Origin of the sequence: Streptomyces sp. 2131.1 (assembly GCF_900105515.1) — a bacterium.
Lineage (GTDB): Bacteria > Actinomycetota > Actinomycetes > Streptomycetales > Streptomycetaceae > Streptomyces > Streptomyces drozdowiczii.
The window spans coordinates 6972787-6987955 of the sequence record NZ_FNSY01000001.1 but is presented as its reverse complement, the minus strand read 5'-3'; the positions used below and the strand labels follow the sequence as shown (position 1 = coordinate 6987955).

The 15169-nt window shown below is 68.8% G+C and carries 14 protein-coding genes and 4 pseudogenes; 7 read left to right on the top strand and 11 right to left on the bottom strand.

Features of this window, described 5'->3' with window-relative positions; translation table 11 throughout:
• Window positions 1–670 precede the first annotated feature (670 nt).
• The 7 genes and pseudogenes from BLW14_RS35380 to BLW14_RS31080 form a co-directional block, all read right to left on the bottom strand.
• Window positions 671–1525: an RHS repeat-associated core domain-containing protein gene (locus BLW14_RS35380; protein ID WP_256332934.1), complete on the bottom strand. Its 855-nt coding sequence runs from the start codon at window positions 1523–1525 to the stop codon at window positions 671–673.
• A 244-nt stretch (window positions 1526–1769) separates the two neighbouring features.
• Window positions 1770–2006 (bottom strand): annotated as a pseudogene (locus BLW14_RS35800) (hypothetical protein); the annotation flags it as partial.
• Window positions 2007–2031: 25 nt separating this feature from the next.
• A pseudogene (locus BLW14_RS31095) lies at window positions 2032–2321 on the bottom strand (transposase); the annotation flags it as partial.
• A 76-nt stretch (window positions 2322–2397) separates the two neighbouring features.
• Window positions 2398–2838: a hypothetical protein gene (locus tag BLW14_RS31090; RefSeq protein WP_093710423.1), complete on the bottom strand. Its 441-nt coding sequence runs from the start codon at window positions 2836–2838 to the stop codon at window positions 2398–2400.
• Between the two features lie 97 nt (window positions 2839–2935).
• The gene (locus tag BLW14_RS34680; protein ID WP_177154159.1) at window positions 2936–3139 is read right to left on the bottom strand and encodes a hypothetical protein; all 204 of its coding nucleotides are present in this window, start codon (window positions 3137–3139) and stop codon (window positions 2936–2938) included.
• A 51-nt stretch (window positions 3140–3190) separates the two neighbouring features.
• Window positions 3191–3865, bottom strand: a complete 675-nt coding sequence (locus tag BLW14_RS31085) for an NUDIX domain-containing protein (protein ID WP_093710422.1) — start codon at window positions 3863–3865, stop codon at window positions 3191–3193.
• Entirely contained in the window at window positions 3862–4245 is a 384-nt protein-coding gene (locus tag BLW14_RS31080; protein ID WP_177154158.1) for a DUF4406 domain-containing protein, read from the bottom strand. Before BLW14_RS31080 ends, BLW14_RS31085 begins: the two co-directional genes overlap by 4 nt.
• Window positions 4246–4293: 48 nt before the next feature.
• On the opposite strand from BLW14_RS31080, the gene BLW14_RS31075 reads away from it, so the two are divergent.
• Window positions 4294–5052, top strand: coding sequence for a DeoR/GlpR family DNA-binding transcription regulator (locus BLW14_RS31075; protein ID WP_093710421.1), 759 nt, complete (start codon window positions 4294–4296; stop codon window positions 5050–5052).
• Between the two features lie 668 nt (window positions 5053–5720).
• Here BLW14_RS31075 and BLW14_RS35375 read toward each other — a convergent pair.
• Window positions 5721–5959, bottom strand: a pseudogene (locus BLW14_RS35375) (site-specific integrase); the annotation flags it as partial.
• A gap of 119 nt (window positions 5960–6078) precedes the next feature.
• Here BLW14_RS35375 and BLW14_RS31065 point away from each other — a divergent pair.
• From BLW14_RS31065 to BLW14_RS31055, 3 genes are all read left to right on the top strand, one after another.
• Window positions 6079–6588 (top strand): suppressor of fused domain protein, encoded by a 510-nt coding sequence (locus tag BLW14_RS31065; protein ID WP_256332933.1) that lies wholly within the window; start codon window positions 6079–6081, stop codon window positions 6586–6588.
• The gene (locus tag BLW14_RS35370) at window positions 6539–6658 is read left to right on the top strand and encodes a suppressor of fused domain protein (RefSeq protein ID WP_256332932.1); all 120 of its coding nucleotides are present in this window, start codon (window positions 6539–6541) and stop codon (window positions 6656–6658) included. The genes BLW14_RS31065 and BLW14_RS35370 overlap by 50 nt, the downstream gene beginning before the upstream one ends.
• Before the next feature lie 1112 nt (window positions 6659–7770).
• On the top strand, window positions 7771–8133 hold the full coding sequence (locus BLW14_RS31055; RefSeq protein ID WP_093710907.1) for a VOC family protein: 363 nt from the start codon (window positions 7771–7773) through the stop codon (window positions 8131–8133).
• 368 nt (window positions 8134–8501) lie between these two features.
• On the opposite strand, the gene BLW14_RS31050 is transcribed toward BLW14_RS31055, so the two are convergent.
• Both BLW14_RS31050 and BLW14_RS31045 read right to left on the bottom strand, forming a co-directional pair.
• Entirely contained in the window at window positions 8502–9434 is a 933-nt protein-coding gene (locus tag BLW14_RS31050; protein ID WP_093710420.1) for a M56 family metallopeptidase, read from the bottom strand.
• On the bottom strand, window positions 9431–9805 hold the full coding sequence (locus tag BLW14_RS31045; RefSeq protein WP_093710419.1) for a BlaI/MecI/CopY family transcriptional regulator: 375 nt from the start codon (window positions 9803–9805) through the stop codon (window positions 9431–9433). The genes BLW14_RS31050 and BLW14_RS31045 overlap by 4 nt, the downstream gene beginning before the upstream one ends.
• Window positions 9806–9921: 116 nt before the next feature.
• Here BLW14_RS31045 and BLW14_RS31040 point away from each other — a divergent pair, with 116 nt between their 5' ends.
• The 3 genes and pseudogenes from BLW14_RS31040 to BLW14_RS35365 all read left to right on the top strand — a co-directional run.
• A complete protein-coding gene (locus tag BLW14_RS31040; protein WP_093710418.1) occupies window positions 9922–10590 on the top strand; it encodes a DedA family protein in 669 nt (222 codons plus the stop codon).
• Complete coding sequence (locus tag BLW14_RS31035; RefSeq protein WP_093710417.1) at window positions 10590–11195, top strand: phosphatase PAP2 family protein; 606 nt, start codon at window positions 10590–10592, stop codon at window positions 11193–11195. The genes BLW14_RS31040 and BLW14_RS31035 overlap by 1 nt, the downstream gene beginning before the upstream one ends.
• Before the next feature lie 572 nt (window positions 11196–11767).
• A pseudogene (locus BLW14_RS35365) lies at window positions 11768–11911 on the top strand (PTS glucose transporter subunit IIA); the annotation flags it as partial.
• 416 nt (window positions 11912–12327) lie between these two features.
• Here BLW14_RS35365 and BLW14_RS31025 read toward each other — a convergent pair.
• A complete protein-coding gene (locus tag BLW14_RS31025) occupies window positions 12328–15024 on the bottom strand; it encodes an FG-GAP-like repeat-containing protein (RefSeq protein ID WP_093710416.1) in 2697 nt (898 codons plus the stop codon).
• Window positions 15025–15169 lie beyond the last annotated feature (145 nt).

The following is a 15169-nucleotide window of genomic DNA, read 5'->3' as shown; positions in this document are numbered from 1 at the left end:
ATGCGGTAAGCTGCGTCCGCCGGGCGAGAGGAAGGTTGGCGATCCACCACAGGACGGCGCTCGCTGCAGTCATGGGGCCGAAGAAGAGAACCTCGACCTGAGGCTGGAAAGGGCTCCATGAGTTTTGACATCTTCGTATGCCGATTCGAGAACGGTGAGCCGACCTCGTTGGACATGAGCGCTGTGCACGAGGTCCTCGACCCCTATGTGGTGGCACGGGCCCCCCGGACGAACTTCCTGCAGGTGCGTACGGCGGAGAGGGAGGAGGCGGGTGTGTTCTTCTCAAACCCGGACAGCATCATCTTCAACCGCTTCGGAGGCGGCGGAATCATGGACCTCATGGCTGTCCTGCTGCGCCGGCTGGATGCCGTGCCCGCTGCCCCGGGCGGACCAACCATGATTCAGCGGGACGCACTCGTAGAAATGAACCCGAAAGCGGGACAAGACGTCCAACACCTCGCTTGCCGGCCCTGGGACGCGGAGACTCATACTCAGCGGCCGTTCTCCGCGCTTCGTGACTCGACATCTCGAAGCGTGGAGAACGGCCGCATCCGCTGTCCCGGGAAGAACCGCAGATCAGCGATTCGCGTGACAAGCGAGGTTGAACGCCAAGCTCAGGCTCCGCCTGCGAGTCGGCGGCGTTCGCGAAGATGTATCCCGTACGTCCGCATCAGGGTTGATTCTCCGCCTTGGTTCGGATGAACATGTAGGCAGCCCCGTACGTGCAAACAATCATTCCGAGAACGATCCAGCCTCCCGTATTTCCAATGAGGATGAGAATAATTGAAAATACAACTCCGACGACTGACAGAATCGTAGCGAAAAGCATGTAGCGCTTCACGGTCGCCCGCTGCTCGACCGTCCATCCAACGTTCGGCATGGTGCTCCTTCGATTGGGAGTTGTAATGGGTTCGGGGGTACCACCTCCGAACCCATTACAGTCAGGGGCTAACTGAAAGCATTGGACGCTATCGATCCAACGCTCAAGCCGATTGATTGCGTAGCATCCCAGTGATGCACTGAGCGGTGAACCGAGTGTTGCGGGCGCACTTGCCGCTGCAACAGATTCGCAAAGCGTGCCGGCAACCCCTCCAGCCAAGACTCCGAGCACGTCTCCCCAAAGGGCTCTTGTATCTTCATCAGCAAGGTGCTGGATGCCCGTTACTGCATCGTCGGCAACGCCGAGCGCATCCCAGACACTGAAAAGTCCGCTGGGGTCGGTGTGGTTGATGGGGTCGCCGGTGGCGTAGAGGTAGGAGTTGGTTTCCTGGCCGGAGGGGTCGGGCTGGGTGAAGCGGCCGAGGGTGGGGTCGTAGTAGCGGGCGCCCATTTCGTAGAGGCCAGTGGGGTCGTTGTAGGCGCCGGCGTAGCGATAGGGCTGGGGGACGGTTTCGGTGGGGGTGCGGGTGGTGCCGGTGGGGGTGTAGGCGTAGGTGTGGGTGCGGGTGCCTGCCTGGTCGACGGCGCCGAGGATGTTGCCGGTGGCGTCGGTGAGGTAGTAGTAGCTTTTCCCGCTGCGGGTCATGGAGTTGAGGGTGCCCCGGGGTTCACGGACGAATCCTGTGTCCGTGGATCCGGTGGTGGTGGAGGCGAGGCCGAGCTGGGTGTGGTGGAACCAGGTGTCGCCGAGTTTGGTGCGTTCGTCGTTGGTGGTTCCGGCGTGCTTGGCCTGGTAGGCGGTCCCACCTAAGGTGATGCTGGTGAGCTGGTTGTAGTCAGACCAGGCCTCCCCTGTGCGGGCGGTGCCGCCGGCCGGGGCGGCACTGATTTCACTGCCGGCCTTGACGCAGGACCAGCCGACAGTCGAACCCGTTCTTCGATTCCAGTTCGGAGGCGTCGTCGTAGCCGTAGGTCGCGCTGGTGGGGCAGGAGGTGGCGGTGCTGTCCTGGTGGGTGAGGTTGCCGTCCTTGTCGAAGCAGCACAGCCAGCATGCGGTCCGGGCGCCGAAGGACGTGTTTGTTTCCTTGGCGTAGGAGAGGCGCCCGGCGCTGTCGTAGGTGTAGCCGGTCTTGCGGCCGGCGGCTGCGTCGGTGCGGCTGGGGCCGGACGCCGGCCTCGGTCCAGTCCCGCAGCCGCCGCCAGCACGTCACCCCGCTGCAGCCGATCATCCGGTCGGCACGTCCGCCCAGGTCACACTCGTGCGCAGGACGTAGACGATCCCGCGCAGAGCCGCACGGTCGTCCGCCGGCAGCCGGCCCGGATACCGCCGACGCTGCGGCGGACGGGGTGGGAGCAGAGGGACGACACGATCCCACAGGTCATCAGGCACAGGATCATCCGGGACCTGCAGAGCTCTGCCGCCTGCCAGCCCAACTGACAAGACCTCGAGCCAAACTCATTCTGAAATGATCAGTAAGGCAACCGCATGGGCCGACGACGGCCCAGGAGCCACCGGGTTACGCCACGTCGTTGAGTTCGGCGACCTGGTCACGGAACACCCGCTCGTCGCCAGGTCGGGGTGCGGCGGTGAACTCGGCGGCGTGCCAGTGCAGGAGGGGCAGGGCTACTCCCGACCGCGGCGGTGAGCGCAACCTCGCCGCCGCGCGCAGCCAGAGCGTCGGCGACCAGGTCGAGGATGTCGTCGAGGCCGCAGTCCCCGTCCGGGCGAGGGCAGCGGTGTACTCCAGCAGGCAGCCCAGCGCCCTTACTCCGGGTCCGACCTGAGGAGGCCCGGCGCCTGCGGGTACTCCGCACCGACGACCGAGCCGTCGGCCGCGGGCGCCGGTGCGGTGCTTCCGGACGGGGACGGCGAGGCGGGTGAGCGGCCCGGCGAGGGCGTGCGGGTGGTCCATGACGGCCGGCAGGTCCTCGGCGAGGTCTGCGTCCGTGCGCCACACCGGGTTCAGTAGGCCGAACAGCGCTTGGTCGGCGAACAGAAAGTCCGGTGCAGCGCGAGGCGGTCCGCGCCGCCGGGGTCGGACCGGACGGTACGGCTCAGGGGTCGGGCGGCTGGCCTGGGCACAGGTGGAGTATCAGGGCGAGCAGCGGGCGGAACGCGGCGAAGCCCCAGCACACCAGCAGGCCGCTCACGCCGAGGGTGACCTCGTTGACGACCTGCGGACCCGCATCACCAGCGACGAGGGCCGGGCCGGCCTCGAACTGGGTGGAGCCGGAGGGCTGGAAGCAGTGGCGAGCCATGCTCACGCACCTTCGTGCCGTGCTGGGGGGCGTGGCTGGCGAGGCAGAGTTTCAGACGTTCTGTTGCCGGGCGAAGGGCCCGGACAGTGCTGCCCATTGCAGGAGCATGATGGTCTTTCCGTCGGTGATGCGTCCGTCGCGGGTCATGGCGAGGGCCTCGGCAAAGGGAAGTTCGAGGACTTCGATGTCCTCGCCCTCCTCGTCCACACCTCCGCCCGGGCCGGTCCGGTCGTCCGGGGTGTAGGGGGCGGCAAAGAAGTGGAGGCGCTCGGTGACGGAGCCCGGGCTCATGTAGGAGTCGAGCACATGGACGAGAGCGCCGAGACAGATGCCCAGTTCCTCGGCGCTCTCGCGGCGGATCGCGGTGTACGGGTCCTCCTCGTCCAGCAGACCGGCTGCGGCCTCGATCAGCATGCCGTCGGGATGGCCGTTCACGTAGGCGGGGTAGCGGAACTGGCGGGTCAGCAATACACGGCCGCGTTCCGTGTCGTACGGCAGGACGACGGCGCCGTTGCCGCGGTCGTAGGTCTCGCGCTCTTGTGTCTCCCATCTGCCGTCGCGGCGTCGGTAGTCGAAGGTGGTGCGGCGCAGGACGTGCCAGCCCCGGGAGGTGAGTTCGACGTCGCGTATCCGGACGCCGGGATTGCGGTCGAGGTCTCGTCCGGCGAGGTGGAGCCCGGTGCGACCGCGGTGGTCCGGGGTGTCGACGCCCGGGCCGCCCGTCACCTGGTCTCCTGCGGGGCGCGGCGCGGGATCTCGGAGACGTCGTGGTAGACGGGCAGGCCGCGACGGTGGGCGACGGCAACGTCCTGGTCGGCGCCGGCGGACTCGCCCGGCAGGCGCAGTACGGCGTCACAATGGGTGAGCAGCCGGTCGGCGGCCGGGTAGAGCACCTCGTCGGCGAGGGCGTCGGTTGGGCCCGCGCCGGCGGAGCGGAGGACGGGAAGTGCGATCCACTCGCCGATCACCGGGAGGTGTCCGGCTGCGAAGACGGGCCACGCCGCGGACTCCAGGTGGGCGAGGTTGGTGGCCATGGCCTGCGGGTCACCGTCCGTGCCGGAGCGGTAGGGACCTGAGATGAGGATGAGCAGGGGCTTGTCGGTCATGACGGCTAAGATACATGCAGAAACGTGCAAGAACAGGAGAGAGTGCGGATGCTGGCAGCTGAACGGCGCGACCACCTGCTCGGCCTACTCGCCCGCGAGGGAAAGATCGTGGCCAAGGAGGTCGCCGCCGAACTGGGCATTTCCGAGGACAGTGTGCGCCGTGACCTCCGCGATCTGGCTGCCGAGGGGTTGTGCCAACGGGTGTACGGGGGTGCGCTGCCCGCATCTCCCGCGGTGGTGGACTACGACGCCCGGCAGGCACTGGCCCCGGACGGCAAGCCAAAGGTCGCCGCGGTGGCCGCGGCACTGGTGCGGCCGGGCGGGTCGGTGATCCTGGACGGCGGTACCACCGCCCTCGCCGTGGCGCGGGCGCTCCCCAAAGACCTCGCATGCACGGTGATCACGCACAGCCCGACGATCGCTTCGGCTCTGATCGACCACCCGCGAGCAGAGCTGTTCCTTCTCGGAGGGCGCGTCTTCAAACACTCGGCGGTCACATGCGGCGCCGCCGCGGTCGAGGCCGCACAGAACGTGACGGCGGACGTGTGCCTGCTCGGCGTCACCGGCGTCCACCCAGAGGCCGGGCTGACCACGGGAGACGTGGATGAGGCGGCGATGAAGCGCGCCCTGTCCGCACGGGCCGCGGACACCTACATCCTCGCCTCCTACGAGAAGATCGGTACGGCGTCGCCGTACCGCGTCCTGCCCTGGGAGAAGATCACCGGTCTGATCACCGATGCCGATCCCCGCGACCCCGTGGTCGAACAGCTCGAAACGCTCGGCGTGCAGGTCCTCGTAGCCCGATGAAAGCCGAAGTCCTTGGAAGCGTCACCGTCCCAGAGGATGAATACGAGACCGGGCAGCGCAGGAGGGGCATCCGTCCGTCCCCGATGTGCACGCTCGTTGATACGGGGCGACTCGGTCAGCGGACGTCCTGCTCGGCATCGCAGCCGGCGCCCTGGCCACAACCGCACTGCGCAACACCTGGCTCGCGATCGTGGCGGCGCCCGCGGCGCCCGCGGCGACCTGGCTGATCACCGCTGCTCTGGTGCGCTCACGGGGGCCCTCCTGCTGGACTTCCCAGCCTGGACCCGCGTCCAGGGCATGCACCCCGGAGGCGTCCTCGGCCTGCGGTTCTACAGCGCGTCCTCCCACAGGACACCTACGCCATCGGCTCCCTTGAGCCGAGCGACTACTGGCCCTACCAAGCAGCCCAGAGCGCTCTCGTCCTCGGCATCGTGGCACTGCTCACCTGGACGGCCCTGCGCATCATTCGACGCCACACCAGCCAGACCTGATATGCGAGACGGGCCGGCTCCGGTCCGCCACATTAACGACGCCCCAGGACCCACCATCGGCCCGGGGCGTCGCGGCCTACGTTCTCCACCAGCCGGTGGCTACCCCGGAGCGCCGGGTTTGCACCACGGCCGCCGGTGCGCGCAGCTGACGAAGAGCGTCCCATGCCAGGTCGGCCGTGGTGGTGGGCGGCGATGGGTGACGAGCACCGGGCTGCGGATACGCCCGCGCAGCAGCTGGGGCGGGAGCCGGGCGGTGCCCGCATCCCAGTAGAGGGTCTCCAACACGAAGTCCGCCCTTGCCCGCGGCGGCGGGCCTTGCTCCGGGCGCCGTTGGCTTTGACGGGGCAGCGGCGGGCGGCGAGGTCCAGGTCCTCGATGTTCACCCCGAGGACCTCGTCCGTGCGGGCGGCGGTCTCCGGCCTCGGGGCTGGTAGGCCCGCATGCTGAGGTGTCACGGATTCGCGGCCGAGCCCCACGGACCATGACGCCGGGTGAGAAGCCGGGCCGGTCGATTGGGGTCTGGCATGATCGCGCGGTGAGTGATGCGAGGCTGCTGGCCGTGGAGGCCGTTGAGTCACATGTCCGGGCGTTCTTCGATGGGCATTGCGTTGAGGTTGTCGTCTGCGACCTGGGCCCGGAACGGCGCGAGGTCGTGCCCGAACTACGGGTTCTCGTTGTCGGCCCCGGTCCACGCAGCGATAGCTGGGCCTATGTGACCGCCGGGTGCTGGGCCGCGATGGAGAAGGACGGCCATGGGCTTGAGTTCGTCATGACCGCCCATGCCCGCGACCAGCGGTTTATCGACCTCATGGCCATGATCACCTACTACCACCGCGGTGGGCATCAGCTCGACTTGGAGCACGGCATGCCGATCGGTGAACCATGGGTGCCGGGCTCGAACTGCGACCACCTGTTGATCAGCCTGCCCTATCTCCACGGACCTGGCCTTGAACAGTGCCCGCTGCCCGGGGGGGCACGCCCGCATCCTGTGGACCTTGCCTGTGACGGCCGCCGAAATGGAGTTCCGCAGGAATCAGGGTCATGAGGCGTTGGAGCAGCTCTTCGACGAGGCGGAGATCATTCCCGCTGATCCTTTCCGGGCATCGGTCGTGTGAGACGACAGCCCAAACACTACCGACGATCACCGTGTGTGATCACCAGGAGCATATCGGCTCCAGGTGGAATCGTCGTTGAGGACAACGATTCCTGGCCCGTTCACGCACGGCGACTAACACCCCGGTCCGGGCGGCCCATGAGCCCTGAACCGGAGGCATTCGGACAGTTCCAATACCCGAGTCCACCATTAGCCGTCTTCAAGGACGACCTGGTACGCAGCTACCGAGGCTTCCTAGACCGGCGCCGGGCCGAACGTCCTCAGGAGGAATACCGCGAGCCGACTGCGGCGCAGTGGCATGACTTCCAACAGCACTTCCAGCTCCGCAAGGTGTCCCTCGGCACCTGTGGACGGCCCTACGGAACCCCCTGCAAGCACGAACACGCCTGCCCGCAGCCCAGGACGGCACCCTGCCCAACGCCCGCCACCCCCGCATGGTCAATGCCCCGCCACCCCGCATATGCCCGGGCGCTGCCACCCGTCCGCCCACACAGAGGGGCGAGCGGCGGCAACTGCAATGCCAGCGCCCGGTGGGGCGGTGACGTGCCCGTGCCCTGGGGGCGGCGGGGCCACCACGGCCCGAGGCTGCTCGCCGGAACACCGGATGAGTGCCAGTGCGCCGCCGGGCGTCAGGTGGTTTCGGCCTCGCCTGTCGCCGCGTGCCGTAGTTCGACGCGGCACTCTCCGGGCTGGGGAGCCAGGACTGGCCGCTCACACCAGCGGCACGACTCTGTCGGCACAGTGAATGGCGCACCGTGCCGAACCAGTCCGTTTCCATCTCGGGGCGCGCCCATACGGCGGCCCCCGCAGTCTGGCTGACCAGGCCAGCGTCACCCCGTACGCCCCCGGACAGTACCGGGCTGAGCACCAGCACCTCGCCCGTCACCGCGAGCGGTGCCGTGCCCGGGACGACCAGCCGGCGCACGGTCACCGCGCACTCCACCGGCCCGCGAGCTCCGCCAACGCATCAGCGTCCGTGCGCTGAGCGGAAAGCCGGTCGTCCCCGTCGGCATCGCGGTCCAGGTCGAGCACCTCGTCATCAACCACCTCAAAAGGAACCGGTCTCTCATTTGGATCAAGCTGTTGGAGCGGTGCCTCCGCTACAGTGCGAGGATGACGATCCGTCGCATCATGCCCAACGTCGTCAGCCAGGACATCGAAGAGAGCCGAAGCTTCTACAGCGATTTCCTGGGCATGGACGTACGCATGGACGAGCCCGGCTTCTTGATGCTGGCCTCGCCCGGTAACCCGACGGCACAGATGACCGTGGTCTCCCCTGCCGCAGAGTCATGGGACCCGCATACCGCCCAATCGACACTGGCGGTCGAAGTCGAGGACGTTGACGCCGCGTACGCCGCAGCCGAGCGCCGGGGGTACCAGGTGGTCTTTCCCCTGACCACGGAGCCATGGGGAATCCGACGCTTCTTTGTTCAGGCACCCGACGGAAGTGTCATCAACGTCCACAGTCACGTCTGAGGACGAAGGATCGGGCAGACCAGAGGGAGATACCGGCGACGTGGAGTCCGGCCAGATGAACGGCGGCGGTCTACTCATAGCGGGTGGCGATCCCGCACCACTGCTTCAGGCGGTTGATGCACCGTTCGACAGCGTCGCGCCGCTTGTGAGTTCCACGGTCGAAGGCCGGTGGTCTGCCTCCCCGGCTGCCCCGGCGTAGCCGGTGTCCGCGCCGGTCGGCGGGGGCGGGGACCACTGTGGACGCCAGAACACCGAGCGCTGTCCGGTTGCTCAGCTTCTCGTCACTGACACCGGAGTCGGCGACCTGAAATCCGGGCATGGACGACGGCGAGAGGGCCGCGGGGGCGGTAGAGCCGCGGCCCGCCAGGTCAGTCGTCGTGGCCTTCGCCCTGGGCGATCTCCACATGGTGATGCAGACTCACGAGACCTACAGCGGCTCCCCCGCCAGTTACGGCTGAGCAGGCAAGTAGAAGGCCGGCCGCGGCAACGGCGGTCCTGCGAGAAGTCGCCGCCGGCTGAAGCAGCGCTTTCACACGCTGAGGCACCGGGCCGCCTGCAGCTCCTGCGGCGAAGTCGGGCCGGGTGGAGCTGTCGACCCTCCTGGCAAGGGCTGCGCGGCCAATGGCGCGCGCCGTCAGAGTGCGGTCGCCGACCGCGGTCGCGGCGGATTCGTCGGCGACGCGCTCGACAGCCAGGGCAATGGCGTCACGCAGTCCGCGCATCGCGGGATGGCAGCGGGTAGCCAGGTCTCCGACGGCGAGGAAGTAGTGGTGGCGCCCTGCCAGGTGGGTCCGCTCGTGCGCGAGGAGGGCTTCCCGCTCGGGTCCGTCCAAGGTACGCAGCATGCCGGAGGTCACCACGATGCGCCCGGGGTTCCCAGGGAGGGCGTAGGCGTCCGGTTCGGGGTGGTCCAACACTCTCAGGTCTCCCGCAAAAGGTGCGTCGCGCAGCTGCGCGTGCGCGGTGCGGTACTGGCGGAGTTGACGCAGCGCTGCCCGGACCACGGCGCAAGCACAGATGAAGAGCGCCCCGACGGCGAGCGCGGAGGCCGGGTAGGCGACGGCGGCGGGCGCGACGTTCAAGGGGTGGATCAGGTGGCCGAGGCGGGCCAGGGCCGACACGGTGAGCATGCCGGTGAGCAGAAGACCGCCGAGTTCCGCGAGCCAGCCGACCGCCAGCACGCACGCGGTCGCGGTCAGCGCCCACATCGCAGCGGCGGGACGCTGACGGTACTCCACCAGCCGGACGAGTACTGGTGCGGCGAGCGGCATCAACAGGGGCACGAGCAGGGCGGTGATCACTTCCCGTCACCGTTTCCCAAGAGATCGCGCAGTATGCGTTCGTCCTCGGGATCCAGGTCGGAGACGAACCGGGCGAGCGCGGTCGGGCGGTCATGGTCCTTGTCGAGCTCGTGGTGCATACGCTGCGCGGTCAGGCCGTGGGCGTCGCGGACGGGGAAGTAGGCGAATCCGCGGCCGGAGCGCTCCCGGCCGACGGCTCCCTTTTCGTGGAGGCGGGTCAATGCCGTCGTCACGGTCGTGCGGGCCAGTTCGACTGCGAGGCTGCCCTGCACCTGGCCGGCGGTCTGGGGGCCGTCCGCTGCCCACAGCGCCGCGAGCACGCTCGCCTCCAGCTCCCCCGCCGCTCTGCGCTCGGCAGCGTGCTCCGCCATTGCGTTCCTCTCGCCTCAGGATCGTCTACAGTTCAGTAGACCGTCTACGGCACTGTAGTCGCCCGGGTTCCGCCCCGGCTGCCCCTGCCCGCATTCATTGAGAGGCCACCCGCCTCATGGCCGTACACTCCGTCGCGACGACTTCGCTCGCGGTGAATGTCCTCGACGCCCAGTCGCTGTTGTCAGCCTTCGGTGTCCTGGGCATCGCCGTGGTGATGTTCGCCGAGACCGGGCTGCTGGTCGGCTTCTTCCTGCCCGGCGACTCCTTGCTCTTCACCGCCGGCCTCCTGTGTGCGGGCACCGCGGACAAGCCTGCCACGCTGTCACTGCCGTGGGTCCTGGCCGCCTCGGCAGCCGGAGCTCTGGCCGGCGCCCAGTGCGGCTACTTCATCGGGCGACGTGCAGGCGGGGCAGCCCTCTCCCGGAGCCGGTCCGCACGCCTGCACGAGGGCGCCGAGCGCGCCGAAGTACTACTGGAGCGCTACGGCCACGCCAAGGCGATCGTGCTGGCCCGCTTCGTCCCCGTCGTACGAACGGTCCTGAACCCGCTCGCCGGGGCGCCCAACGTCCCCGTCCGGGTCTTCACCCTCTGGCAGGCCGCGGGTGGCCTGGTTTGGACGGTCGGCCTGGTACTGGCGGGCTATGCCCTCGGCTCCTCCGTCCCCGACGTGGACCGCTACCTGCTGCCGGTCATCGCCATGATCATCGCTGTGTCCCTGCTCCCGCTCGCAGCCGAACTGCTCCGCTCCCGACGAGCCGCCAAGCAACGGAATGAGAACGTCTGATGCAACTCGCCTATGACGGTTCGGCCATCGACGGCTCCGCCTACCTGAAGATCACTGACCTTGCCGACCGGGCGCCCGGATGGGTCGACAGCCTGATCACCAGCTGGTCGGCATACGGGCTGGGAGTGTTCGCGCTGCTGATGCTCGTCGCCTGGTGGCAGGCCCGCCGAGCGGGGACACCGACCGCGGTCACCGCGCTGGCCGTCCCTCTGGTCACCGTCCTCGCCTACGGTGTGAACTGCCTCCTCAAACTCGCCGTTCACGAGGACCGGCCATGCGACCAACTGCACGTGGCCACCCTCGAAGCGTGCCCGGCGCCCGGTGACTGGTCCTTCCCCAGCAACCACGCGGCCCTCGCCTCCGCGGCAGCTGTCGCGCTCCTGCTCGTATCCCGCCGACTGGGCATCATCGCCCTTGCCGCAGCGATTCCGATGGCGGCATCCCGAGTGTGGGTCGGCGCGCACTACCCGCATGACGTCCTGGGCGGGCTCCTTGTCGGCGCTCTGGTCGCCTTCCTCAGCACCTGGCCGGTACGGCGCAGGCAGGACGCGATTGCCGTGCGGCTGAAGGGCGGCCCACTGCGTCCACTGCTGGCCGCCGTGTGACCCGTCGTCCCGCGTGTGAGGACACCCGCACCAGGGTGTCCTGGGGTGCCGCCGCGGCCCCGGGCGCTACGGCGCCGAACGCGGCTGCAGCGGCCAGCACGGATCCGGCGGGCACCGTACGCCGGGAGGGCCGGTTCGCCGGGGCCGTCGCGCGGCCCGCCCGGTCAGGTTGCGCCTTTTCGCTCATGGTCAGGGAACTCCTCGTCGCATCGCTCGCAGCCAGGTGCGTGCTTCGCGAGCAGTGAACCGGAGTCGACCGGGCCAGGGCTCCAATCCGACGGGCCGGAATGGCCGCGGGACTTGGGCCCTCGGCCCAATCGGGACACATCGTGTCGATCGGTCCGCGGACAGGCGGACGCATCGGCGCCGTCGCCGTGTGCAAGGCTGCTACTACCGGCCCGGGTGGGACGCCTCAGCGGCAGGTGAGGCGGCGCAGGAGGTCCGGATCGGTGGTCGACTCCAGTGCCATCAAGGCTTCCCACACCTCATCGACTCGTGCCGGTTCCAGGACGCGGCCTGCCGTCTGCCCGAACTTCGCGCCCGCCTCCGCACGGCTGCGCGATTCCTCCTTCAAGTGGAATCCGGCCGCCGTCGAAACCGCCGGGACATCGCCCATCTCACCGGTCATCGCGCTGGAAGCCTCGGCGGACCAGCTGAGCGTCGTGGTGGACTCCGGTGAGGTCGCCCCCGGCAGCGCACTCTTCATCTGGAACTGAACCGCATTCTCCGTCCACACCTGCTGGTGCCCGCACAGCGCGAGAAGCCCGGGGCTTGTACCGTGCCCTTCCGTTCCGGACGGAATCCCGCGGGCGGAGTGGAGGCTGCGATTGCTCTGGGCATAACAGTTGGAGGAGTTCCAGGCATGGCGAACTTGTGCTGGGCGCGAAGGGCACCACCGGAAGGCCGGGCAGTCGCCGGATGATCCCGATCACCTGAAAACACGTAAGGCGACAGCCCCACCGCAGGAACTACGGCGCAGGGTCCTTCGCCCGGCAGGTGTGAAGTCCTCCCGGCCCGTGCATACGTGCAGGGGCCGGTACCCAGCAGTCCTCACTGGGTGCCGGCCCCTCCGGTCCTGCCTGTTATGCCTGTTGTGCCTGTTGTGCCTGTTGTGCCTGTTGTGCCTGTATTCCTACGGCGTCAGCGTCTGGCCGACATGGGCCGCGGCCGGGGTACCGAGGTTGGAACGGCCGTAGTAGATCGCGCTCTTGGCGGACACGCCCGCGCTGCCGCTGTCCATCTGGAGGAAGACGCCGTCACCGGCGTTCTCGCCGTCCGCGCCGATCGCCAGGTCCGCACGGCCGTAACCGGACAGGTCCTGGAGGAGGACGGAGGACCCGAGCCGGTCGCCGGACTCGGTGTCGCCGCTGACGTCGGCCGTGTCCTGGCTGTACGCGATCGAGCCGGTGCCGGAGATGCCGGCGGAGGTGCCCTTGAAGAGGATGACCGAACCGGCGTTCACTCGGCTCACACCACCGCGGGTGATGTCCTCGTTCGGGGCTCCGGCCAGAACGTCCGCGTATCCGTCCAGGTTGTAGTCGCCGACGGCGACGGAAGCGCCCAGGTCATCGCCAGTCTCACCGGTACCCGGCACATTGGCGGAGTCCTGTCCGAGAGTGATCACACCGGTCGAAGTGAGGCCAGTCGTCGTGCCCTTGACCAGGGCGACCGTGCCGCCCTTGGCGGTCGAACCGGACTCGGTCGTGCCGGGTTGCCCCACGACCAGGTCGTCGATGCCGTCGCCGGTGACGTCACCGGCGGCGAGTGAGCGGCCGCCCTTCGCGGTGAGAACGCCGACGCGTTGCAGGCCGGTGGCCGAGCCCTTCAACCAAAGCAGCCGGGAAATGCCGGTCGGGTCACGGAAGTTGACGGCGGCGTCCGCGTAGCCGTCCCGGTTGAAGTCACCGGTGGCGACGGCCGCGTAGGAGACGGCCGCGGTATAGGCGGTGGTGTTCAGGTATCCCGACTTCGCCGCACCGGACTTGGAGTCGTACGACCACCAGCGGCCGGGCTTGCCGGGCGCGACCGAGAAGACGTCGGCCATGCCGTCCGCGTTGAAGTCACCGGTGGCGACGGAGGTGCCGAGCTTCTCACCGGCGGCGCGGGTCGCGGTGGCGGTCCCGTACGACGTGCCGGTGGTGAGCGCGGGGCCGTACATCACGGTGACGAAGCCCGAGTCGGCGTGGCCGCTGGTGTCGTCCTCGCCGGGCGAGCCGATGACCAGGTCGCCGTAGCCGTCGCCGTTCACATCGCCGTAGGCGTTGGACGTACCGAAGAGGTCACCGGACTCCGAGCTGCCGGGGACGCCGGCGCTGTTCTGGTCGATGATCTTCTTGGCGGAGGCGACGGGGCCGTCGTCGCCACCCGGGACGACCGTGAGCGAACCGGCGCTGCTGCCCGTCTTCGGGGTTCCGGCGACCAGGTCGGTCACACCGTCACCGTTGAAGTCCGTGCGGGTGAGTGCGTGCGAGATGCCGGGCGCTGCAGCGAGCGTACGGATCAGCGACAATTTGGTGAACAGCCCGTCGCCGGGGCAGAGCGTGTTGTTGGTGTCACGGTGACCGAAGACCCGGGGCAGTGTGATCGAGGCGCCCTGGGCGACCTTGTTGCCGTCCTGGCCGAGCGGCGATCCGGACACCAGCGTCACGCTGGAGGTCGGGCTGATGCCGTACATGCCGAACTTCCAGGCGATGACACGGGAGATGGCTTCCAGGCCGGCCCGGGTCGGCTTCAGCGTCATCGTGTTGCCGATGTACGAGATGCCGACCGTGTTCGTGTTGAAGCCGACGTCATGGGCGCCGACCACGGGGAGGTCCATGCCGCCGCTGCGGCCCTCGAAGATCTGGCCACACCGGTCGACGACGAAGTTGTAGCCGATGTCGTAGTAGCCGCGAGCGAAGTGCTCCTGCTGGATGGTGCGCATCCGGGCCTTCGACTGGCTGCACGGGACCGCGTTGTCCTGGTCGACGCCGGTGTGGTGGACGACGGCGGCCTTGATCTCCTGGCCGTACCCGGGCGTGCCGTCGTAGTCCGTGGAGGCGCCCCACTCGGCCTGGGTGATGACCGGCGGCTTGACGACGGTCGAGGGGCGAGGAGCCGGGACCGTCGGAGACGGGGAGGCCGTGGCCGTCTCGCTGGAAGTGGTGCTCGGCGAGGCGCTGTCCGTCGGGGACGCCGAGCCACTCGGCGGTGGCGTCGCGGTGTCCGTACCCGTCGGTGTGGGCGTGGCCGTGTCGGTGGGCGTGTCCGTCGGCGCCGGCGTGATGTCCTGCGCGTACGCGACGGGCTTTGCGGCGCTCTTCGGGTCGGTCCCCGGGTCGAGAAGCTTCACGTCCATGCCGGACGGGAGAGCGGTGGCGGAGCCGTCGGCGGCCACGACCCGTACCTCGACGCCGTCCGACGGCCCTGTCCACACGGAGGCGGTACCGCCGCGGGTGGCCGCGTCCTCGGCCTCCTTGCCGTCGGCGGAGAAGGGATCGTCCGGCAGGGCCTGCCAGCCCGACCACTCGCCGGTACCGGCCTCCTTCGACCGGATCTGGGCGGTCCCCCTGAGCTTCACGTCCGGGTCCGACCAGGTCAGCAGTGCGGCGCTGAACTGCGCGGTGTCCTGCTTCGGCAGCCCCTTGCGTCCGGCGCCCTGGCCGGCGAGCTTGACCGTACGCACGGCCGCGGCCCGCCCCTTGTGATCGTGCGCCGGCCCGTTGTCGCCCGGCCCGGCGACGGCGTAGGCCGTCGCCCCCGCCCCGCTCACGACGACGGCGCCGATGGTCAGCCAGGCCCGTCTCTTCAGGCTCAGCGGTTTGTACGCGTGCTTTGTGCGCGGGCTCAATGCCCCACCCCATTGTTTCCGTTCGCGGTCACGTGAACACCACAGGTTCTGTCTATGGTCCGAACCGTTCTGCGTTCGTGGCACACGTAGTGTCACACCTGAGGCGGCGTCGGCCACCGCCCGGGAGGCCGGATACCGGCGGCAT